Here is a 20,574-nt window from a genome sequence, read left to right on the forward strand (position 1 = left end):
AACGTTGCTTAAATCTAATCCAATTCTTCGCAAATCAATGGAATCCACCGCTTACGCGACCGCGCCGATGACAAAGGCCGGCACGTGGTCTAAAATTTTCACGCTGCTCATGCTCGTCACCGCTTCGGCTGGCGTCATGTGGACGCTCGTGCCGACGATTGGGGAAGGACTTCTCTTCCCGCTCATGATCGGGTCAGCCGTACTTGGCTTGGTGCTTGCGCTCGTCATCACGTTCAAACCGAATACGGCACCTGTCGTCGCACCGCTTTACGGGATCATCCAAGGGGTCTTCGTCGGAACGGTCTCGTACTTTTTCGAATCGATGGCGCCGGGAATCGTCGGTCGTGCCGTCATGACGACGTTTATCGTCGCATTCGCGATGTGGTTCGTCTATTCGACCGGACTTGTCAAAGTGACGCAAAAGTTCCGCGCCGGCATCATGGCCGCCATTTTCACGGTCATGCTATTGTATCTCTTCCAAATCGGGATGAGTTTCTTCGGGACCGGGCTCCCGTTCATGACCGGCTCTTCGCCGCTCGCGATCGGTGTCCAGTTCGTGATTGTCATCATCGCCTCGCTCGCGCTCGTTCTCGACTTCGATTTTATCGCTCGTCAAGTCGAAGCGCGGGCACCGAAGCATCTCGAGTGGGTCGCGGCGTTTGGATTGATTGTGACGCTCATCTGGCTCTATATCGAATTGCTCGACTTGTTGTATCGCCTCGCAAATCGGGACTAAAATCATCGGCCATTTGGCCGGTGATTTTTTCAGGAAGAAAGGAACGAATCGACATGAAAAAAATAGTCATTATCGGTTCCGGCATCGTCGGAATCTCGGCTGCGTATCATTTGGCCGGAAAAGCAGACGTGACGGTCATCGACCGGAAAGACGCCGGTCGGGCAACCGACGCGGCGGCGGGTATCGTCTGTCCGTGGATCGCGCAACGCCGAAATAAAGCGTGGTATGCCTTGGCAAAAGGCGGGGCACGCTATTACAAGGAAGTCGTCGATGCGTTGCTGCAGGCGGGCGAGACGGATACCGGCTACAAACGGGTCGGGACGCTCGCCTTACATGAAGATAAAAAGCTGAACGAAATGCTTGAACGGACGAAAGTCCGGCGGGAAGATGCCCCCGAAATCGGGAAGTTGACACGATTGTCGGTCGAAGCGGCACGTTCGCTCTTCCCTCCACTATCCGAAGACTATGAGGCGCTTCTCGTCGAAGGTGGGGCGCGTGTCGATGGGGAGCGAATCCGGTCCGCGCTCGAGCGCGTCGCCATCAAGCGCGGGGTAAACGTCGTCAACGGGTCGGCGCAACTCGTCAAAGGAGACGGTTATCACGTCTTATGCGACGGGGTGCGTTATGAGGCGGATGAAATCATTCTCGCCTGCGGGGCGTGGCTGAAGGAATTGCTCGAGCCGATCGGCTACACGACGAGTGTCAAGCCGGAAAAAGCGCAAATCGTCCACGTGAAGCTACCGGACACGGATACGTCCGACTGGCCTGTCGCGATGCCGCCACGTCGACGTTACTTGCTCGGGTTCGAAGACGGCAAGGTCGTCATCGGCTCGACGCATGAGAAAGAGAAGGGCTTTGACGTCCGACCGACAGCCGTCGGCGTTCACGAAGTGCTCGCGAAAGGACTTGAATCGGCCCCGGGCCTCGCTGAAGCAGAGCTCGTCGAGACGCGGGTCGGATTGCGTCCCGTCACGCCGAATTCGATTCCGGTGCTCGGTCGACTCCCTGGAGCGGAACAGTTGGTCGTCGCGAACGGACTCGGCTCTTCGGGTCTGACGGTCGGACCGTTCATCGGCAAAGTGCTCGCTGACCTTGTCCTGACAGGGGACTGTGAGCTCGACATGTCGCTTTACCCGATTGGTGAGACGGTGTTTCCAATCGATTGAATGAAAGACGCTCCTCAGCTGGTATGGGGAGCGTCTTTTCGTCATTTGAGAATACCGTGGAGAAAAAAGTGAAAGTATTCATGCATCGTCTCGGTCATCTGTGTCATCGACAGCTCCGGGTCCGACAAAATCGCCTGCTGCATCAGTTGAACGTAACGAAGATAAGCGTCGGTCGATATATTCGAATCGATGGCTCCACTCATCTTCCCGTACTCGATGAGCTGACGGAACGCGGCATAGCCACGCGCCGCGAGTTCATGCCAAGAGGGGTCCGACGTGACAGTCGCCAATACGGCGTCATCGAAAAGTACGGCCGACTCGATCTTTCGTTTCAAAATGTCGAGCAGCAACGTGTCAAACGGAGCGTCGCGCTCGATTTCGTGTTCAATCCAATCCATCTCACGCTCGGTCAGGCGGGTGAGCACGAGCAAGATGACTTGTTCTTTGGACCCGAAGTAGTTGTAGATTGAGACCGGGGACACCGAGGCGGCACGGGCGAGCTCGTTTATGGTGAAACGCGACTGTTTTTGTTGCATCAACGTTTTAGCGGCCGTGAGGATCGCCTCTCGCTTCTCCTCGGTGCGCTTCGTGAAACCGTCCATGGCACAACCTCCTATTCGCTTGTTTTGTAATCAATATACCATTTCTATTTCAAAAAAGAACGTGATATACTAGTTTTGTAATGAATAATTAATTATATTTCAAAAAGGAGGCAAGATGATGATACAGATTGATCGCTTGACAAAGCGGTTCGATGCCATTCATGGTATTTTCGACGTGACGCTTCGCGTTGAACCGGGCTCTGTCTTCGGCTTTATCGGACCGAACGGGGCCGGCAAGTCGACGACGATTCGCCATTTGATGGGGTTACTTCATGCGGATTCCGGCAAAGCGAGTGTCATGGGGCATGATTGCTGGCGTGAGAGTGAACAGGTGAAGGCATCGGTCGGCTATTTACCTGGCGAAATCAATTACCCACAGGACATGACGGGTGAAGAAATCATTCGTTTGACGAGCCGGTTACATCGTACCAGCAGAGAACGAGAGGATCGTCTCCGCACGATTTTCCCTTTCGACACGTCGTTGAAAGTCCGCAAGATGTCAAAAGGGATGAAACAAAAGCTCGGGATCGTCACTTGTTTTATGAAAGACGTCCCGGTCTACGTACTCGACGAGCCGACGAGCGGGCTTGACCCGCTCATGCAAGAGCGACTGATTGAATGGGTACTCGCTGAGAAGGCAGCCGGGAAGGCGATCTTGATGAGCTCACATCACTTTCCGGAAATGGAGAAGACGTGTGACCGGGCGGCGCTCATTCGAGACGGCCGGATCATCATCGAGGCCGATATAGATGAACTGAAGCGACGGAGCGTGAAAGCGTACCAAATCGGTCTGAAAAGTGAAGTCGAGGCGCAGGCGCTAGCGGACAAGGTCGGGATTCGTGACGGGCGTACCGTCACCGTCACCGTCTCAACATCGGATGAGTTGAACGCATTGATCGCGACGTTGACATCGTTCGAGGTGGAGTCGCTCACAAGCGGTGCCGACGAGCTCGAGCATATGTTCATGGAATATTATGGGGAGGTGACGTCATGACGTTAGTCCATTCGTTATTCAAGCAGAATCGGAGCTGGATTTTCGGGTACGCGTTCGGGACGAGCCTCTATCTGTTCTTTTTAGCGGCCGTCTTCCCGTCGATTCAAGAGACCGGCCTCATCGAAGGGAAACTTGATTCGTTGCCGCCGGAACTGCTCGAGGTATTTAAAATCGATCCGAGCATCGCGATGGACAACGTCGTCAACTTACTCGCCGGAAACTACTATGGCCTCATCTTCTATGTGCTCGCCATCTTGTTCGCCTTGACGTTTGCCTCACGCCTCATGGCGAAACCGGTCGATTCGGGTGAGGTCATGTTGTATTTGGCGGCACCGATTTCCCGGAGCGCCTACGTCACAGCGAGCCTCATCGTGTTGTTGTTTGCGACCGTCTTGTTCGTCGCGTCAAACGGCCTCAGCCTCACAGTTGCCGATCTCTTGTTTGATCTCGGAATCGATTATGGTGTCATGTGGACGTTACAGTTGAATGCGGGGCTATTGTTATTCGTCCTCGGTGCGATTGCGTTCGTCATCGCGAGCCTGTTCGACGACAGCAGTCGCTCGTATATGGTGACCGGCGGGTTGTTCGCCCTGTTTTTAATCGCCAACATCTTCTCCGGGTTCAGCGATACGTTCGCATGGCTCGAACGCCTGTCTGTCTTCAGTTTGTTCGATGCTAACGCACAACTGCAAGGTGATGTCCCGACGTTGTCGTTCCTTGTCCTAGTCGGTCTGCTTGCGTTGGCGGTTGTCGCCTGTTATACGCGATTCACTCGAAAAGATTTGACGATTTAGTTTTTCGGAATAAGTTCTCGGGTATGATACAATCAGCTCGAACAGCTGAAAGGGGAATGAGTGTATGCAATTCGTAACGTTACGCAACGGGGTTCAAATCCCGATGATCGGATTCGGTGTCTGGCAAGTCGACAATGAGACAGAGGCGCCTGACGCGGTCGCTGAGGCACTTAAGGTCGGGTATCGTCATATCGATACGGCTGCCGTCTATAAGAACGAAGAAGGGGTCGCCAAAGGGATTCACGCATCCGGCATCAATCGTAGCGATATCTTTTTGACGTCGAAGATTTGGAACGAGGAGATCCGCCAAGGCCGGACGAAAGAGGCGTTTGAAGAATCACTCATTCGACTCGAGACGGACTATTTGGATTTATGTTTACTCCATTGGCCAGTCGACGGGTTCGTCGAAGCATGGGAAGCGTTGATTGAATTATATGAAGCCGGAAAAATCAAAGCGATCGGTGTCTCGAACTTCAAAGAGCATCATCTCGAGGCGTTGAAAGAGGCCGGTCTGATGACGCCGCTCATCAACCAAGTCGAGTTGCATCCACAGTTGCCGCAACCAGACCTCGTCGAATATTGCCAAGATGAAGGGATTCAAATCGAGGCGTGGAGCCCACTCATGCAAGGGAAATTCCTCGACATCCCAGCCTTCGCCGAGATTGCTGAGAAGCATGGGAAAACACCGGCACAAGTCGTGTTACGTTGGCATCTCGACACAGGGAACGTCGCGCTTCCGAAGTCGGTCACGCCACATCGTATCCAAGAAAACTTTGACGTCTTCGACTTTGAACTGGATGCAGACGACATGGCGAAATTAGATACCGTGGCGACACACGAGCGACTCGGACCAGACCCGGACCACATCGATTTTTGAACACATTGAGACCCAGCGCTGGGTCTCTTTTTTCGTTTTCGATTGTGTATGAGCGGAGTCACATGGGTATACATTACTATGTTGAAAAAGGAGGTGGCAGATCTTCATTTGAAGATCGCGCATATGGACTTATCAAAATGGCCATTGGTCAACTGGTTGGCATTTTTGGCGACCGTCGTCATCAACTATTTCGCGAGTGGAGACAATGCGGCCGTGTCGGACCGAATTGATATTTTCTTCAAACCGGCCGGATACGCGTTCTCGATTTGGGGACTCATTTATCTCGGACTCGCCGTCTGGCTTGTGTTGCAACTGAAGAAAGGGTCGGTCGCGAACCGGCAGGCGAATCGGATGAAGGCGGGCTTTCTCGTCTCTTGTATCTTGAACGGACTTTGGCTCTTGACGTTCACGAACGAATGGTTCATCGCTTCGCTCGTCGTCATGGTCTTGTTCTTAGGAACGCTCGCTTGGCTGTACCATGTCGCTTTTCGGACATCGACGAGCTGGTTCGATCGTCTTCCGTTCTCGCTCTATATCGGGTGGGTCTCGGTCGCGACGATTGTCAACGTGTTCGTCGTCATGAAGACCGAGCGCATCACGACGGTGCTCGGTCTCGATGAACTGGCCTGGACGTCTCTCATGCTCATGGTCGGCGTCGTCCTTGCCCTCGTATTCATGTGGTGGCACCGTGACTTCATCTATCCGCTCGTGTTCGTTTGGGCTTATATCGCCATCTTTGCCCGAATCGAGAACGCGACGCTCTACGTCGTCCTCGTCAGCGCGCTCATCCTACTCGCGCTCGGTTATGTCGGCTTGATTATTTGGAAACGGCCACGCGGGTTCTTACATCATACAGGGAAAACGGTTTAGGAAGACGTCTGCAAGACGTCTTTTTTTGTGGTCAAAAGAACTCGTTAGTTAATATATATAGTGGATAAATATTCTTTATTTATTATAAGTTGTTTTCGAAAAAAGCTTGGTAAAGCTATTGAATACGCTTACATCTTCAATACATCGAGATGGTATTATGCAAAAGTGTATACATCTCTCTTGATTTTTCAGAATATTTAGAACAAAATAAAACTTACGAAACAGTACGAGAGAGAGGGGTTGATTCGATGAAACGGACGAGTTTATACGATTCACGATTCGAGAAAGACGCTTGCGGCATCGGCCTATACGTCAACCTGAATGGAGAGAAGAAACACGAGATTGTCAGTCGGTCGTTGTCGATGCTATGTCGACTTGAGCACCGCGGGGGGCAAGGGGTCATCGACGCCGGAGACGGTGCCGGCATCATGACGGAGATTCCACATGAGTTGTTCTTGCAGACGATGAATTTGCCAGCACCGGGACTTTACGCGGTCGGGATGGTTTTCTTCCAACCGGAGGAGACGGCGCTCAGTGAGAAGCAACAACAGATGGAGCGTCTCGCCGAAGACCTCGATGTCGCGACAATCGCCTGGCGTGAAGTGCCCGTCGACCCGCTCGCGATTGGTGAGCATGCACGCACGACCCAGCCGACGATATATCAGTGGTTCGTCGCCTGTCCGTTTTTGGATTATGAGACGAATGAGCGAACGCTTTACGAGCTACGCCGTAGCATCGAAAAAACCGAGACGTTAAATTTATATATGCCGAGCTTCTCGACGAAGACGATCGTCTATAAAGGGATGCTCACACCGGAGCAGATCGAAAGGTTCTACCTCGATTTACAGTCACCGTTCTATAAGAGCGCGTTCGGCATCGTCCACTCGCGTTTCTCGACGAACACGTTCCCGTCGTGGGAACGGGCGCACCCGAACCGGATGATTGTCCATAACGGTGAGATCAACACGTTACGCGGCAACATCGATGCGATGCGCGCCCGAGAAGGGGTGACGGAGACCGACCTGTACGAGAACGTCGAGCGACTATTCCCGGTTTTGCAAGAAGAAGGGAGCGACTCGTCGATGCTCGACAACGCGTTCGAGTTCTTCACACGGACGGGACGTTCAATCGCCCACACGGCGATGATGCTCATCCCGGAGCCGTTCATCGAAGGCACGATCGATCGCTACAAACGCGACTTTTATCAATATCACTCGTCAATCATGGAGCCATGGGACGGCCCGACCGGGGTCGTGTTCACGGACGGCCGGCAAATCGGCGCCATCCTCGATCGGAACGGGCTCCGGCCGATGCGCTACATCGAGACGGCAGACGGCGAGTTGATTTTGTCATCCGAGAGCGGCGTCATCCCGGTTCAAGCCGAAAACGTGGTCAAGAAAGAACGGTTGCGCCCAGGGCAACTGCTCTTGATTGACTTGGAATCGAAACGACTCATCCCGGACGCAGAAATCAAACAGACGATTGCGCGCGCCGAGCCGTATGGCAAATGGTTGAAGCAGATGAAGACGGTCGAGGACGGGGCTGTCGTCGAGCCCCCTGTCGACGATTTGCAGCGCAAACAACGTGCCTTCGGCTATACGAAAGAAGACATCGAGCAGTATATGGTACCGCTCATCAATGAAAAGAAGGATCCAATCGGGTCGATGGGACATGACCAACCTGTCGCTGTCCTGTCTGAGCGGTCGCGCTCGTTGTTCCACTATTTCAAACAACACTTCGCGCAAGTGACGAACCCGCCGATTGACGCCCTGCGGGAAAAAATCGTGACCGCGACGTTCACATGGCTTGGCCCGCAATCGAACCCGGTCCATACCGGCCGTGGCCATGCCCGCCGCGTCTGGCTCGCACATCCGATTTTAGATGCGTCCCGGCTTGTAGGCATCGAGAAAGAGCTGCGCGTGAGCCGTGTCGATGCGACGTATGCGAGCGGTTTAGAGGCGTCCTTGGAAGCGTTATTCGAGCGCGTCGAGGCCAAAGTCCGGGATGGTGCGGAAGTCATCGTCTTATCGGACCGCGGTACGAACGCCGAGCGAATCGCCATGCCGGCGCTCCTCGTCATGAGCGCCGTCCATCAACGACTCATCCGTTCGAACTTACGGGCGTCCTGTAGCCTCGTCAGCGAGAGCGGCGAGTTACGTGAAGTCCATCAAGCGGCAGCACTGATCGGTTATGGCGCGGACGCGGTCTATCCTTATCTCGCCTACGCGACGATTGACGAAGCAATCCGTTCGAACCAACTCAGCCACTCATTCGATGAAGCGGTGCGTCGTTATCAAGCGGCCACCGTCGACGGAATCGTGAAAGTCATGTCGAAGATGGGGATCTCGACCGTACAAAGTTATCGTGGGGCCCAAATCTTTGAAGCGGTCGGGTTAGACCGGGGCCTTGTGGAGACGCATTTCCGGGGAACGACGTCACAACTGTCGGGAATCGGGTTTGAGGCAATCGAAGCAGAAGGCCGGGCACAACACGTGGCGGCCTATGACCGGGACCGCCCACTCGACGCAGGGGCTGACTTCCAGTGGCGCGCCGACGGGGAAGAGCATGCGTTCAACCCGAAGACGATTCACTTGCTGCAGCGTGCCTGCCGTGAGAATGAACGACGTTACTATGATGCATACGTCCGTCTCCATGAGTCTTCCGGGCAGTTCTTAAGACAGTTGTTCAGCTTCACGGAGCGACAACCCGTCCCGCTCGAAGAAGTCGAATCGGTCGCCTCTATCGTCAGTCGGTTCAAGACCGGGGCGATGTCGTTCGGTTCCTTGTCGAAGGAAGCGCATGAGACGCTCGCCATCGCGATGAACCGAATCGGGGCAAAGAGTAACTCGGGTGAAGGCGGCGAGGACCGCAACCGGTTCGTCCCGGATGAGGATGGGTCGGAACGAGTCAGTCGCATCAAGCAAGTGGCGAGCGGCCGTTTCGGCGTAACGGCCGAGTACCTGTATCACGCCGATGAGATTCAAATCAAGATGGCCCAAGGCGCCAAACCCGGCGAAGGCGGTCAACTCCCAGGCAACAAAGTGTACCCATGGGTGGCCGAGGTCCGTGGCTCCGTTCCTGGGGTCGGTCTCATCTCGCCACCCCCGCACCATGACATCTACTCGATCGAAGATTTGGCGCAACTCATCTTCGACTTGAAGCACGTCAACCCGAACGCGAAGATTAGCGTCAAGCTCGTCTCAAAATCGGGTGTCGGCACGATTGCGGCCGGTGTCGCCAAGGCAAACGCCGATACGATCGTCATTTCAGGCTATGATGGCGGTACGGGCGCTTCGCCACGGACGTCGATTAAACATACCGGTCTCCCGTGGGAGCTTGGCCTCCTTGAGACGCACCAGACCCTCGCCTTGAACGGGCTCCGTGGCCGCGTCACCCTTGAGACGGATGGGAAGCTCATGACCGGTCGCGACATCGTGCTCGCTGCCATCTTCGGCGCTGAGGAGTATGCGTTCGCGACGGCTCCGCTCGTCGTCCTCGGTTGCATCATGATGCGTGCTTGTCACTTGGACACGTGCCCGGTCGGTGTCGCGACGCAAGACCCGGCCCTCCGTGCGAAGTTCATGGGGAAACCAGAACATGTCGTCAACTTGATGACGTTCCTCGCCGAAGACGTCCGCGAGATTTTGGCGTCGCTCGGCGCGCGCACGCTCGATGAAGTGATCGGGCGGACGGATCTTCTCGAAGAGAGCGAATGGAAACAAACGCATGCGAAAGCGTCATCACTCGACTTACACCCGATGATCGCCATGCCGACGCCGCTTCCGGAGAAGGAAGAGCTGCCGCATCCGGCGTTCAAATCGTATGACCACCGAAAATTGATGCCGGCCGTGTCACGTTCCATCAAATCGGGCCAACCGACGTTCTTCGTCGGCCGAATCCGAAATACGGACCGGGCCGTCGGGACGATGCTCGGCTCGGAACTGACGCGGGTGCACGGGAACGTCGGACTGCCCGAGGACACGATATCGATTCGCTTGAGCGGGTCGGCCGGGCAGAGCCTCGGCGCGTTCTTGCCGAAAGGAATCACCATCTCGGTCATCGGTGACGCGAACGACTACGTCGGCAAAGGGTTGAGCGGCGGGAAAATCGCCCTCATCGCTGAAAAGCATGCCCCGTTTGACGAGAGCGAGCAAGTCATCGCCGGGAACGTCTGCCTGTACGGGGCGACGAGCGGGATGGCGTTCTTCAACGGTCATGCCGGTGAACGCTTCGCCGTCCGTAACTCTGGCGCCGTCGCGGTCACGGAAGGGGTCGGTGACCACGGTTGCGAATACATGACCGGGGGGACGGTCGTCGTCCTCGGTCAGGTCGGCCGCAACTTTGGAGCCGGTATGTCGGGCGGGGTCGCCTATTTGTATGGCGATCAAGACTACGACGAGCTCGTCAACCACGAACTCGTGGCGGTCGACTCGTTGACGGATCAAGACGCCGAAGAAATTTATTCGCTGCTCGAGCTTCATCAGTTCCACACCGACAGTGTCAAGGCGCGGTTGATTCTCGACTCGTTTGAGAACGAGCTGAGCCGTTTCGTCAAAGTCGTGCCAAGAGATTATGCGAACGTCCTCGATGTGATGCGTCAGCTCGAAATGACGCGACCTGAATTGAGCGAGGCCGACCGGGCATTAGAACTGTTCCGAGTCGTCACAGAAGGAGGGGCAGTATGAGACACAACTTTTTAAGCATTCCGCGTGAGACACTCCCAGAACGGGGTGTCAAGGACCGGATTCACGATTATGGGGAATATGCGTCACGGATGGAAGACGGTCCGATCGTCAAGCAAGCCGAGCGTTGTATGGACTGCGGCACACCGTTTTGTCATGTCGGCGATCTGATTGGCCAAGAGACGATCGGCTGCCCGATTCACAACTTGATCCCGGAATGGAACAGACTCGTGAGCGACCAGGATTTCTTCCGTGCTTACGAGCGCTTGATGGAGACGAACAACTTCCCGGAGTTCACGGGTCGGGTCTGTCCGGCGCCTTGTGAAGGGTCGTGTACGCTCGGCATCAGTGAAGACCCGGTTGCGATCAAGTCAATCGAACGGACGATTATCGACCGCGCCTTCGAACAAGGATGGGTCAAGCCTCGTCACCTGCGTCAGCGTACCGGGTATCGCGTCGCCATCATCGGGAGCGGTCCGGCCGGTCTCGCTGCGGCCGACCAGTTGAACCAGCTCGGCCATACGGTCACCGTGCTCGAGAAAGCCGATGAAATCGGCGGCCTCTTGTATTACGGCATCCCGAACATGAAGCTCGACAAAGGCGTTGTCCGACGTCGCGTCGACTTGCTCGAGGCGGAAGGGATTCGATTCAAGACAGGCGTCAACGTCGGGGAAGACGTGACGGTCGAGGCGCTCCGGGGCGAGTATGACGCCGTCATCTTAGCTACCGGTGCCCAAAAGCAACGAACGCTCGGCATCGACGGGGACGACGCTTCAGGAATCGAACTGGCGATGGACTACTTGACCGCTTCGACGAAACAGTTGAACGGAAAAGATTTAGACCCACGCCATGACGCAGGAGGGAAGCATGTCATCGTCATCGGTGGCGGCGACACGGGAGCGGACTGCGTCGCGACGGCCATCCGTCAAGGCGCGGCATCGGTCACGCAGTTCGGGAAACACCCGGAGAAAGGGCTATACCGGTCGCCGGAACGGCCATGGCCGCTCCAGCCGGATACGCTGTCGACCGATTACGCGTACGCCGAGGCAATCGGACAATACGAGGCGGACCCGCGCACGTACTTGATTCGCTCGAATCAGATTGTGACCGAAGGCGACAAGGTCGTCGGCATCGAGACGGAACGGATGGAGAAAATCGTCAAACCCGACGGTCACGCTACGTTCTTCGTCGTCGAAGGGTCAGAGAAGACGTACCCGGCCGATCTCGTCCTCGTCGCCATCGGCTTCGAGCGACCAGAGCCGGAACTGAGAAAACTCGGGGTCGAGTCAAAACGTGATTACGTCACGGACGTTGACGGCGTATTCGTCGCCGGTGACGCCCGGCGCGGTCAAAGCCTGATCGTGTGGGCGATCCGTGAAGGGCGTGAAGTGGCAGAAAAGGTCGACGCCTACTTGGAAACTTGTCAAACGGAGCTAAAAACTTCATCATAAAAAGGAGCGACGCCAAGCGTCGCTCCTTATCTTTTTGTCACAGGAGGAAAGCGATGATTACAGAGATCCTCATGTATACAGGATTTTGGTTTTTGCTCGTGCTCGTCTTACTCGGGACGATCTATGCACGGCGCAATCGAAAGTGATTACAACACCATCGCCGCAATCAGTCCGAAAACGATGAGCGGGATGTTGTAGTGTAAGAACGTCGGCCACACCGTCTCGCGGAGGTGGTCGTGTTGACCGTCGGCGTTCAAGCCGCTCGTCGGGCCGAGCGTCGAGTCGCTCGCCGGACTACCGGCGTCACCGAGCGCGCCGGCCGTCCCGATGATGGCGATCGTCGCCTCGACCGAGAAGCCATATTGGATGCACAGCGGGACGAAGATGGCCGCGATGATTGGGATCGTCGAGAAACTCGAGCCGATTCCGAGCGTGATGACGAGTCCGACGAGCAACATGACGAGCGCTGCGAGGAACTGCGAATCGCCCATGAGCCCAGACGCACCGTTGACGAGGGGCTCGATCGCCCCTGTCTCACGAATGACGGCCGCGAAGCCGCTTGCCGCGATCATGACGAACCCGATGAACGCCATCATGCGCATGCCGCTCGTGAAGATGTCATCGGCTTCAGACCAAGGAATTAACCGGAGCACGCTCAAGAACACGAGACCGGTCACGGCCGAGGCAATCATCGAGTCGGTCTGCAACTGGACGACGAGGACGACGAGAACGACAGCGAGTGTTAATCCGATCTTCAACGGGCTCAATTGACGCAACTCGTAATCTTTCGGGCCGAGTGCGATCGTCTCGTAGTCGCGCGGCTTCCGATAGTGGATGAAGGCGGCGATGAGACCGAATACCATACCGAGAGCCGGGATGGCCATGATGCCGACAATATTGACGTCGCCGACGGCCATCCCGTTCGTCTCGACGTTCGGCAGCAAGATTTCATTCAAATAAATGCCTCCGAAGCCGACAGGCAAGAGCATATACGGCGTGACGAGTCCGAACGTGAGAATGGTCGCCACGAGGCGTCGGTCGAGCTTCAACTCGTTAAATAAGACGAGTAAAGGCGGGACGACGATTGGGATGAATGCGATGTGAATCGGCAAGACGTTTTGTGAGCTGATCGCGAGTAAAAGGAGGAGCGACAGCAAGAGCGCCTTGACGAACAAGACGTTCTTCCCGGTGACGTCACGACCGGACATGGCGATCAACCGTTCGGCCAAGACGTCCGGGAGTCCCGTCTTCGAGAGACCGACGGCGAACGCACCGAGGAGCGCGTAGCTGAGCGCGATGGACGCGCCACCGCCGAGTCCGTCGCTAAACGCGGTGAGCGTATCGTTGAAGCCAAGCCCTCCGACGAGCCCTCCGACTATGGCGGCTAAGATGAGCGATAAGACAATGTGCACGCGACTGATGGCGAGCGCGAATAAAACGATGACTGCTAATAAGACAGCGTTCATAAAAGACAACACCTTTCTTCAAAACTCTTTCTCTTATTATCACTTTAATATGATAAAGACTTTTGAAATTTAACATATGAGACCATGCTTGTCAAATCAAGTGTTGAAAAAAGCGATAACTCCGAAAAGTTATCGCTGGCTCGTCATAATTCGACGTTGTGATATACCTGGCGCACGTCCTCGAGGTCTTCGAGCACGTCAAGGAGCTTCTCGAACTGCTCTTTCGACGCGTCGTCCAGGGTGATCTCATTTTGTGGGAGCATCGTCAGTTCGGCGACTTCGAACGAGTCGATACCGGCTGATTTGAATGCGGTTTGGACGGCGTGGAACGCTTCCGGCTCAGCATAGACGATGACCGTGTCTTCTTCTTCAAGCACGTCACGCACGTCAAGGTCATGTTCCATCATGAGTTCGAGCACGTCGTCCGCACTCATGCCAGAGACGCCGATGACGGCCGTGGCATCGAACATGTAGGCGACCGAACCGCTCACGCCCATATTGCCGCCGTTCTTCCCGAACGCGGCACGGACTTCAGACGCCGTCCGGTTGACGTTGTTCGTAAGCGTGTCGACGATCACCATCGAGCCGTTCGGACCGAATCCTTCATAGCGCAACTCGTCAAAGTTCTCTTCGTCGCCACCTTTCGCCTTGTCGATGGCGCGGTCAATGATGGCACGCGGGACGTTGTACGTCTTCGCGCGCTCGACGACGAACTTGAGCGCTTGATTCAGTTCAGGATCTGGCTCGCCTTGGCGGGCGACGATGTAGATCTCCCGACCGAACTTCGCATAAATCCGGCTCGTGTTGGCGTCTTTTGACGCCTTTTTCTCTTTGATGTTGTTCCATTTACGACCCATTGCATGTCATCTCTCTTTCCATAGTTCGATTGATTCACTGTCGATTATATAAGAAGCGCGGGACATTGACGAGTAAAAATCATCCCTCGCTCTTGTCCATCTTCTCGACAATCTTGGTCAGTGTCTTCAAGCTATCAATCAATCGTGCGGTCTCGTCCTCATCTAAAAAGGCGAGGCGATCTTCGAACAGGCGGCGGAAGGAATCGCGTCGTTCCCGAAGGACCTGTTCGCCTTTCTCGGTCAATTGATTCCAGATGACGCGGCGGTCACGCTCGTCCGGCACGCGGGTGATGTATCCTTCATCGACGAGTTTCGTGATGAGCGGCGTCACGTTCGGTGGGGCAATTGATAACGTCTCGCTAATGTGTCCGTTTGTGACGGCACCCTCGTCTTCAATCAACATCAATAGATGAAAATGAGAGAAGTTCAAGTTCGGGATTTGGGGCAAGTCCGAGCGGCGAAGTAATTTTCTACGAATCAATGGGATCAGTTTAACGAACTGATCGGCTGCATCTTGTCTAGGCATAGGTCTATTCACTTCCTAATCAGGTTCTACTTCCCATTATACACGAGTGGGGGACGGCTTGGACGACCAATCCTCATTCCGTGACATTTTGCACAGCGCTTTCGTCGCATCGTGGACATAACTTTTGTAAGCGTTTACATATCGTCTGTACCTTATTTTCATGAAAACGAATTAGATTTTACTGAGCATCATCTGAAAAAGCAATCCCTATCCTCATTCTTCTAAAAAATCTTGTGAAATAGTTCACATTGTTGTCACGCACAAAATCGGAAAATCGGTGTATTCTATGAATGTGAAGGAAAGCACAAACTCTTCTTGAACTAACTGATTGCCCCGTGCTCTCCATCAAGTCAGACTTATCAGCTCTCATTCATGAGGAGGAAACCAACATGGCAGTTAAAGAGAAAGCAATAGTAGAGACATCAGCAGAACAGATGGTCGACACGCTCGTCACACAAGCGCATAAAGCGCTCGATACGTTGATGACGTTCGACCAAGAGAAGATCGATGCGATCGTTCAAGCGATGGCGCTCGCCGGACTCGAACAGCACGTCGCTCTCGCAAAACATGCATATGAAGAAACAGGTCGTGGTGTATTTGAAGACAAGATGATCAAAAATATCTTCGCGACAGAATATATTTACAACTCGCTCCGTGGCGAGAAGACGGTCGGCGTCATCGAAGACGACGAGCAAAACGGCATCACGTACATCGCCGAGCCGGTCGGTGTCGTCGCTGGGGTCACACCGGTGACGAACCCGACGTCAACGACGATGTTTAAAGCAATCATCGCCATCAAGACGCGTAACCCGATCATCTTCGGTTTCCACCCGTCGGCACAACAGTGTTCAAGCGAAGCGGCACGCATCCTTCGTGATGCAGCCATCGAAGCTGGCGCACCGGAACACTTGATTCAATGGGTCGAAAAACCGTCACTCGACGCGACGAAAGCACTCATGAACCACCCAGGCGTCGCCATGGTCCTCGCAACAGGTGGATCGGCGATGGTGAAATCGGCTTACTCGACTGGTAAACCGGCCCTCGGTGTCGGACCAGGTAACGTACCTGCTTATATCGACAAAACGGCAAAAGTGAAACGTGCCATCTCGGACGTTATCTTGTCGAAAACGTTCGATAACGGTATGATCTGTGCGTCTGAACAAGCGATTATCGTCGACCAAGAAGTGTATGAAGAAGTGAAAGCGGAAATGACGGCACTCGGCTGCTACTTCTGCTCACCAGAAGAGAAAGCGAAACTCGAGACACTCGTCATCAAAACAGACTCATGTGCGGTCAACCCGGAAATCGTCGGGAAACCAGCAGCCTGGATCGCCGAGAAAGCTGGACTCAGCGTTCCGGCCGACACGAAGATCTTAATCGCCGAACTCGAGACGGTCGGTGCGACAGAACTTCTCTCACATGAAAAATTAAGCCCGGTGCTCGGTGCCTATAAAGTTCAATCGCGTGAAGAAGGGTTCGCCATCGCTGAGAAGATGCTTGAAATCGGCGGCCTCGGTCATACGGCAGCGATTCACTCGACAGACGAGGACGCCATTATCGCGTTCGGACTCCGGATGAAAGCTTGCCGCATCATCGTCAACTCGCCAACGGCACACGGCGGGATCGGTGACCTCTATAACGAAATGACACCGTCGCTCACGCTCGGTTGTGGGTCGTACGGGAAAAACTCCGTCTCTGAGAACGTGACGGCGAAACATCTACTCAACGTGAAAAAGGTGGCGAGACGTCGCGTGAACATGCAATGGTTTAAAGTCCCTGAAAAGATTTACTTTGAGAAAAACTCAGTCCAGTACCTTCAATCGCTCACATCGAAAAAACGGGCGATGATCGTCACGGATGAAATGATGGTCAAACTCGGATTTGCCGATAAAGTCGTCAAAAACTTGCCTGCTGGCGTCGAGTACCGCATCTTCGACCAAGTCGAGCCAGACCCATCCGTTGAGACGGTCATGCGCGGTGCTGAAGCGATGCGTCACTTCCAACCAGATATGATTATCGCGCTCGGTGGCGGTTCGCCGATGGATGCCGCGAAAGGCATGTGGCTCTTCTACGAACGCCCAGAAGAGAAGTTCTCGAACCTTCGCCAAAAATTCATGGATATCCGCAAACGGACGTACAAGTTCCCGACGCTCGGCAACAAGTCGATGTTCGTCGCCATCCCGACAACATCAGGTACGGGTTCTGAAGTGACACCGTTCACGGTCATCACGGATAAGAAACGCAACGTCAAATACCCGATCGCTGACTACGCGATCACACCGGACGTCGCCATCGTCGACCCTGAGTTCGTCATGACGGTCCCAGCATCAATCACGGCCGATACAGGAATGGACGTGTTGACACACGCCATCGAAGCGTACGTCTCAGTCATGGCTAACGATTATACAGACGGACTCGCGCTTCGTTCGATGAAGATGATTTTCGATTACCTCCCGAAAGCGTATGAGAACGGCAGTGACGCCGAAGCGCGTCAGAAAGTCCACAACGCATCGACGATGGCGGGTATGGCGTTCGCGAACGCGTTCCTCGGTATCAACCACTCGATCGCACACAAAATCGGTGGCGAGTTCCACGTCCCACACGGACGGACGAACGCGATCCTCATGCCGCACGTCATTCGCTACAACGCGACACGACCATCGAAACTCGCGGCGTTCCCGAAATATGAGTCGTTCATCGCCGACGAGCGTTACGCAGAAATCGCGCGCTACCTCGGACTTCCAGCGAGCACGACGGAAGAAGGCGTCGAGTCACTCATCCAAGCTGTCATCGAGCTCGGTCAGCGCTTGAACATCAAGCTCTCGTTCAAAGCACAAGGCATCAAAAAAGCGGACCTCGACGCGAAAGTCGACAAGATGGCGGTCGACGCGTTCGAAGATCAATGTACGACGGCCAACCCGAAAATGCCGCTCGTTGAAGAATTGAAAGAGATCATGTACGCTGCTTACGAAGGCGTATAACCAACACAGGCGACCACTCAAACGAGTGGCCGCCTTTTTTCATTCGAGCAGGGAGAGTCCCATGAACAAGACGATGATGAGTAAAGCGATGACATTGAACCAGACGACAAACTTGATGGCGATCTCGGCCCACCTTTTTTCTTTTAACTCAAAATAGAGCAGGATCGCATACAAAATGAGACCACCGACGAGTCGGTATGGGGAAGAGGCGTCAGAACCAATGTCATATGCATGTTGCACCGTATTGAGTAGAGTGAGGAGGATGAAGGCGTACATGTAGCGTCTTTCTTTTCGTTTTTGATTCCATTGAACCGGATTCATAGGGAGTACCAACCTTCTTGAAATGATTCTCGCTTTACCGAGTGGGCGATTGTAGGAAGAAGCGGAACGAATACATGGAGCCGTTCAGTCCATGACGAAAGACTTAAAGTGAAAAAATATATTGAATTTCGTAAAAAATTAAATTCAAATTCTTAAAAAACGTATCTATAATAATATATGCCAAGTTATCCATTCTTTACAATTTCTTGGTCGAAATTATTTATTAGTATTGGAGATACGTTATATGAACACCTTCCTTAGTTTCATTTATGCGCTTTATGTCACGTTTTTATATGTGAACCCGCTCTCGCTCGATAGCCCGTATGAGACGGCCGAATATTTTGCCTCGTACGACCGTCATGTCGATAGTTGGGAAAATGCGGAGCTGTTTGAATCGCTCGGTGTCGATTTTGATTTGAACATGGATCGCCTTATGCACGACGCCCCGTTCCAAACGTTTTATACGGACGTCACGATAGGAGATGAGCTGTTCGACGGATACTCGTCGATGATGGTGGAAGAACCGGTTCAAGGTGACGTCATCCACATCGAATGGGACGCACCGATTCCTGACGTGACCGACAAAATCGTCGTCTTGCCGATGACCGAGGCGTCATTTGAGGCGCGGGATGACGCGTATCACCTTGACCATTATGGTGAGGTGCTCAATGATGAGGCGGCGAATCGTTACTTGACGAAATTGAAAGAGGCGGGAGCAGCCGGTTACTTAATCACGCCTCATCCAGATGCTCAGGATGAGTTCGGATTCGTCCATGTGTCAGCTTGGCTACGTTTTTATGGAACCGGCGTCGGGACTGAAACGGCCGAGATGCTGACGGATGGCCAAACCGTGACGATCGAACCGTATGAATCGGAGATGCCCTATACGGAATTCGTTCAGACCGGGACGACAGATGAGGAAGTGATTGTGATGGCACGACTCGATAGCAGTGGATACGGGGACCATGCGTTAACTGGCCTCGGTGGTGCCTCGATTCTGTATCAAGTCATTCAAGCGATGGATGACGTCAAGACGAAGGCGACGATTCGCTACGTCTTTTTGAACGGGTACGGGGAAGGGTACGAGGCGAGCACGCATTACCTTGGCATGTTGGAAGAGCGCGACGTGACAACGAGAACCGTCATGTTGCTTGACTTGATTGGGACAGGGGATACGGACCGCTTCGTCAAAACGCACGGCATGAAGTCGTATCCGTTCATGGACAGTGCAGCGTTTGAAGATGTCGAAGTGAGAAGTTTAGGGGTGTCGATTTTAGACGAATATCGACAAGCCGGCATCGATGTCATCTCGATGAACGATTCGCTCACAGCGAGCCAGGATGTTTTTACCGAGGACGACACGATCGATCGGCTATCGGATGACGCGATGCGCGAGCATGTAGACTGGTTAGTCGAGTGGTTAACGACACAATAAACGAATGAAGGACTGTAGACGATACATGGTCTACGGTCCTTTTTACTCATTAGAATTCTAGAGACGAGTAATTTTGAAGCGAGTTATCCAAGCGATGAGGGTATATGTCGTGACCGTCAGAAGTTTGCGCAGTTGTGCATAAATCGTAATTCAAATCTGTACATTGATTACATAATAATGGAAACATGGTACGCTCGTTTGTAGGGATTGAGGTTCGAAAATCTAACTGATGAAAGGATGAGACAAATGAAAGATACAATTCAAATATATAAGCTGACGATGCTCACGATCATCGCGATCAGCAGCGCCTATATCGCTTGGCACGTCGATGAGCTGATCAATGCATTACTTCATATTTCCTCCGCACTACAAGCGTTGACCTAATCCATTTATATTTCTTGAATCATAGTTAGAGCTCGGTCAAAGACGTCTGCATGGACAAAGCATGCTAGAAAAGTTCCATCGCCCGCAATACAAGGAATAGATAATATAGCGTCGGGATGAACGTGAGCACCAACCCCATCGATTTCGTTCGTTGCTTGAATTGCAACAGGAACCCAATCGTCCACAGCAGGAACCATAACATGAAATACCAGCGATAGTCTGGCGTGTCCGTTTCGGCTATGCCTGGACCGCTCAACCAAAGTGAACAGGCCAACACAAACAAACCGGATAGGACGTTCCAGCCATACCGAACCATTTTTTCGAACACTCTCTCATTCCTCTCTTGACACTCCCACAGCTAAAGCAGTGGGATTCTGAAGTGCTTGTGCGAGCGCAGTCCATTTCTGTTTTGCTCAAGCCTTCAGATGAGGG

16 protein-coding genes are annotated in these 20,574 nt (G+C 53.7%); 10 read left to right on the plus strand and 6 right to left on the minus strand.

Annotated elements, in window-relative coordinates; all coding sequences use genetic code 11:
- Window positions 1-4 precede the first annotated feature (4 nt).
- Both KNP76_RS11815 and KNP76_RS11820 read left to right on the plus strand, forming a co-directional pair.
- Window positions 5-736 carry a Bax inhibitor-1/YccA family protein gene (locus KNP76_RS11815; protein ID WP_034804744.1) on the plus strand — a complete coding sequence of 244 codons (732 nt, stop codon included), beginning with the start codon at window positions 5-7 and terminating at the stop codon, window positions 734-736.
- A 53-nt stretch (window positions 737-789) separates the two neighbouring features.
- Complete coding sequence (locus KNP76_RS11820; protein ID WP_034815318.1) at window positions 790-1,902, plus strand: NAD(P)/FAD-dependent oxidoreductase; 1,113 nt, start codon at window positions 790-792, stop codon at window positions 1,900-1,902.
- A 41-nt stretch (window positions 1,903-1,943) separates the two neighbouring features.
- Here the strand turns inward: KNP76_RS11820 and KNP76_RS11825 are convergent, their stop codons facing one another.
- Window positions 1,944-2,504: a TetR/AcrR family transcriptional regulator gene (locus KNP76_RS11825; RefSeq protein ID WP_034804738.1), complete on the minus strand. Its 561-nt coding sequence runs from the start codon at window positions 2,502-2,504 to the stop codon at window positions 1,944-1,946.
- Between the two features lie 118 nt (window positions 2,505-2,622).
- On the opposite strand from KNP76_RS11825, the gene KNP76_RS11830 reads away from it, so the two are divergent.
- The 6 genes from KNP76_RS11830 (at window position 2,623) to KNP76_RS11855 (ending at window position 12,172) form a co-directional block, all read left to right on the plus strand.
- A complete protein-coding gene (locus KNP76_RS11830) occupies window positions 2,623-3,498 on the plus strand; it encodes an ABC transporter ATP-binding protein (protein ID WP_034804735.1) in 876 nt (291 codons plus the stop codon).
- Entirely contained in the window at window positions 3,495-4,292 is a 798-nt protein-coding gene (locus tag KNP76_RS11835; RefSeq protein ID WP_214844647.1) for an ABC transporter permease subunit, read from the plus strand. The genes KNP76_RS11830 and KNP76_RS11835 overlap by 4 nt, the downstream gene beginning before the upstream one ends.
- Before the next feature lie 64 nt (window positions 4,293-4,356).
- A complete protein-coding gene (locus tag KNP76_RS11840) occupies window positions 4,357-5,169 on the plus strand; it encodes an aldo/keto reductase (RefSeq protein WP_211779561.1) in 813 nt (270 codons plus the stop codon).
- Window positions 5,170-5,292: 123 nt separating this feature from the next.
- Window positions 5,293-6,039 carry a V-type ATP synthase subunit I domain-containing protein gene (locus KNP76_RS11845; protein WP_034815321.1) on the plus strand — a complete coding sequence of 249 codons (747 nt, stop codon included), beginning with the start codon at window positions 5,293-5,295 and terminating at the stop codon, window positions 6,037-6,039.
- 248 nt (window positions 6,040-6,287) lie between these two features.
- Window positions 6,288-10,724 (plus strand): glutamate synthase large subunit, encoded by a 4,437-nt coding sequence (gene gltB / locus KNP76_RS11850; RefSeq protein ID WP_214844648.1) that lies wholly within the window; start codon window positions 6,288-6,290, stop codon window positions 10,722-10,724.
- Window positions 10,721-12,172, plus strand: a complete 1,452-nt coding sequence (locus KNP76_RS11855; RefSeq protein ID WP_214844649.1) for a glutamate synthase subunit beta — start codon at window positions 10,721-10,723, stop codon at window positions 12,170-12,172. Before gltB ends, KNP76_RS11855 begins: the two co-directional genes overlap by 4 nt.
- A 146-nt stretch (window positions 12,173-12,318) precedes the next feature.
- Here the strand turns inward: KNP76_RS11855 and KNP76_RS11860 are convergent, their stop codons facing one another.
- The 3 genes from KNP76_RS11860 to KNP76_RS11870 all read right to left on the minus strand — a co-directional run bounded on the left by KNP76_RS11860 (window position 12,319) and on the right by KNP76_RS11870 (window position 15,021).
- Window positions 12,319-13,638, minus strand: a complete 1,320-nt coding sequence (locus KNP76_RS11860) for a Na+/H+ antiporter family protein (protein ID WP_214844650.1) — start codon at window positions 13,636-13,638, stop codon at window positions 12,319-12,321.
- Between the two features lie 143 nt (window positions 13,639-13,781).
- A complete protein-coding gene (locus KNP76_RS11865) occupies window positions 13,782-14,495 on the minus strand; it encodes a YebC/PmpR family DNA-binding transcriptional regulator (protein ID WP_034815325.1) in 714 nt (237 codons plus the stop codon).
- Window positions 14,496-14,574: 79 nt separating this feature from the next.
- On the minus strand, window positions 14,575-15,021 hold the full coding sequence (locus KNP76_RS11870) for a MarR family winged helix-turn-helix transcriptional regulator (protein WP_211779558.1): 447 nt from the start codon (window positions 15,019-15,021) through the stop codon (window positions 14,575-14,577).
- Window positions 15,022-15,410: 389 nt separating this feature from the next.
- Here KNP76_RS11870 and adhE point away from each other — a divergent pair, with 389 nt between their 5' ends.
- The gene (gene adhE / locus KNP76_RS11875) at window positions 15,411-18,002 is read left to right on the plus strand and encodes a bifunctional acetaldehyde-CoA/alcohol dehydrogenase (RefSeq protein ID WP_214844651.1); all 2,592 of its coding nucleotides are present in this window, start codon (window positions 15,411-15,413) and stop codon (window positions 18,000-18,002) included.
- A gap of 39 nt (window positions 18,003-18,041) precedes the next feature.
- Here adhE and KNP76_RS11880 read toward each other — a convergent pair whose 3' ends face one another.
- Complete coding sequence (locus KNP76_RS11880) at window positions 18,042-18,278, minus strand: hypothetical protein (RefSeq protein ID WP_214844652.1); 237 nt, start codon at window positions 18,276-18,278, stop codon at window positions 18,042-18,044.
- Window positions 18,279-18,567: 289 nt separating this feature from the next.
- On the opposite strand from KNP76_RS11880, the gene KNP76_RS11885 reads away from it, so the two are divergent.
- Complete coding sequence (locus KNP76_RS11885) at window positions 18,568-19,758, plus strand: M28 family peptidase (RefSeq protein ID WP_214844653.1); 1,191 nt, start codon at window positions 18,568-18,570, stop codon at window positions 19,756-19,758.
- A gap of 448 nt (window positions 19,759-20,206) precedes the next feature.
- Here the strand turns inward: KNP76_RS11885 and KNP76_RS11890 are convergent, their stop codons facing one another.
- Window positions 20,207-20,458 (minus strand): hypothetical protein, encoded by a 252-nt coding sequence (locus KNP76_RS11890; RefSeq protein ID WP_251137465.1) that lies wholly within the window; start codon window positions 20,456-20,458, stop codon window positions 20,207-20,209.
- Window positions 20,459-20,574: the final 116 nt, after the last annotated feature.

The sequence above is a fragment of the Exiguobacterium sp. s150 genome (assembly GCF_018618435.1).
Classification (GTDB): Bacteria; Bacillota; Bacilli; order Exiguobacteriales; family Exiguobacteriaceae; genus Exiguobacterium; species Exiguobacterium alkaliphilum.

Coding starts and splice junctions, on each gene's coding strand:
- KNP76_RS11820 (WP_034815318.1), top strand. CDS start 790: ATGAAAAAAATAGTCATTATCGGTTCCGGCATCGTCGGAATCTCGGCT.
- KNP76_RS11835 (WP_214844647.1), top strand. CDS start 3,495: ATGACGTTAGTCCATTCGTTATTCAAGCAGAATCGGAGCTGGATTTTC.
- KNP76_RS11825 (WP_034804738.1), bottom strand. CDS start 2,504: ATGGACGGTTTCACGAAGCGCACCGAGGAGAAGCGAGAGGCGATCCTC.
- gltB (WP_214844648.1), top strand. CDS start 6,288: ATGAAACGGACGAGTTTATACGATTCACGATTCGAGAAAGACGCTTGC.
- KNP76_RS11865 (WP_034815325.1), bottom strand. CDS start 14,495: ATGGGTCGTAAATGGAACAACATCAAAGAGAAAAAGGCGTCAAAAGAC.
- KNP76_RS11890 (WP_251137465.1), bottom strand. CDS start 20,458: ATGGTTCGGTATGGCTGGAACGTCCTATCCGGTTTGTTTGTGTTGGCC.
- KNP76_RS11885 (WP_214844653.1), top strand. CDS start 18,568: ATGAACACCTTCCTTAGTTTCATTTATGCGCTTTATGTCACGTTTTTA.
- KNP76_RS11855 (WP_214844649.1), top strand. CDS start 10,721: ATGAGACACAACTTTTTAAGCATTCCGCGTGAGACACTCCCAGAACGG.
- KNP76_RS11860 (WP_214844650.1), bottom strand. CDS start 13,638: ATGAACGCTGTCTTATTAGCAGTCATCGTTTTATTCGCGCTCGCCATC.
- KNP76_RS11830 (WP_034804735.1), top strand. CDS start 2,623: ATGATACAGATTGATCGCTTGACAAAGCGGTTCGATGCCATTCATGGT.
- KNP76_RS11870 (WP_211779558.1), bottom strand. CDS start 15,021: ATGCCTAGACAAGATGCAGCCGATCAGTTCGTTAAACTGATCCCATTG.
- adhE (WP_214844651.1), top strand. CDS start 15,411: ATGGCAGTTAAAGAGAAAGCAATAGTAGAGACATCAGCAGAACAGATG.
- KNP76_RS11840 (WP_211779561.1), top strand. CDS start 4,357: ATGCAATTCGTAACGTTACGCAACGGGGTTCAAATCCCGATGATCGGA.
- KNP76_RS11880 (WP_214844652.1), bottom strand. CDS start 18,278: ATGTACGCCTTCATCCTCCTCACTCTACTCAATACGGTGCAACATGCA.
- KNP76_RS11845 (WP_034815321.1), top strand. CDS start 5,293: ATGGACTTATCAAAATGGCCATTGGTCAACTGGTTGGCATTTTTGGCG.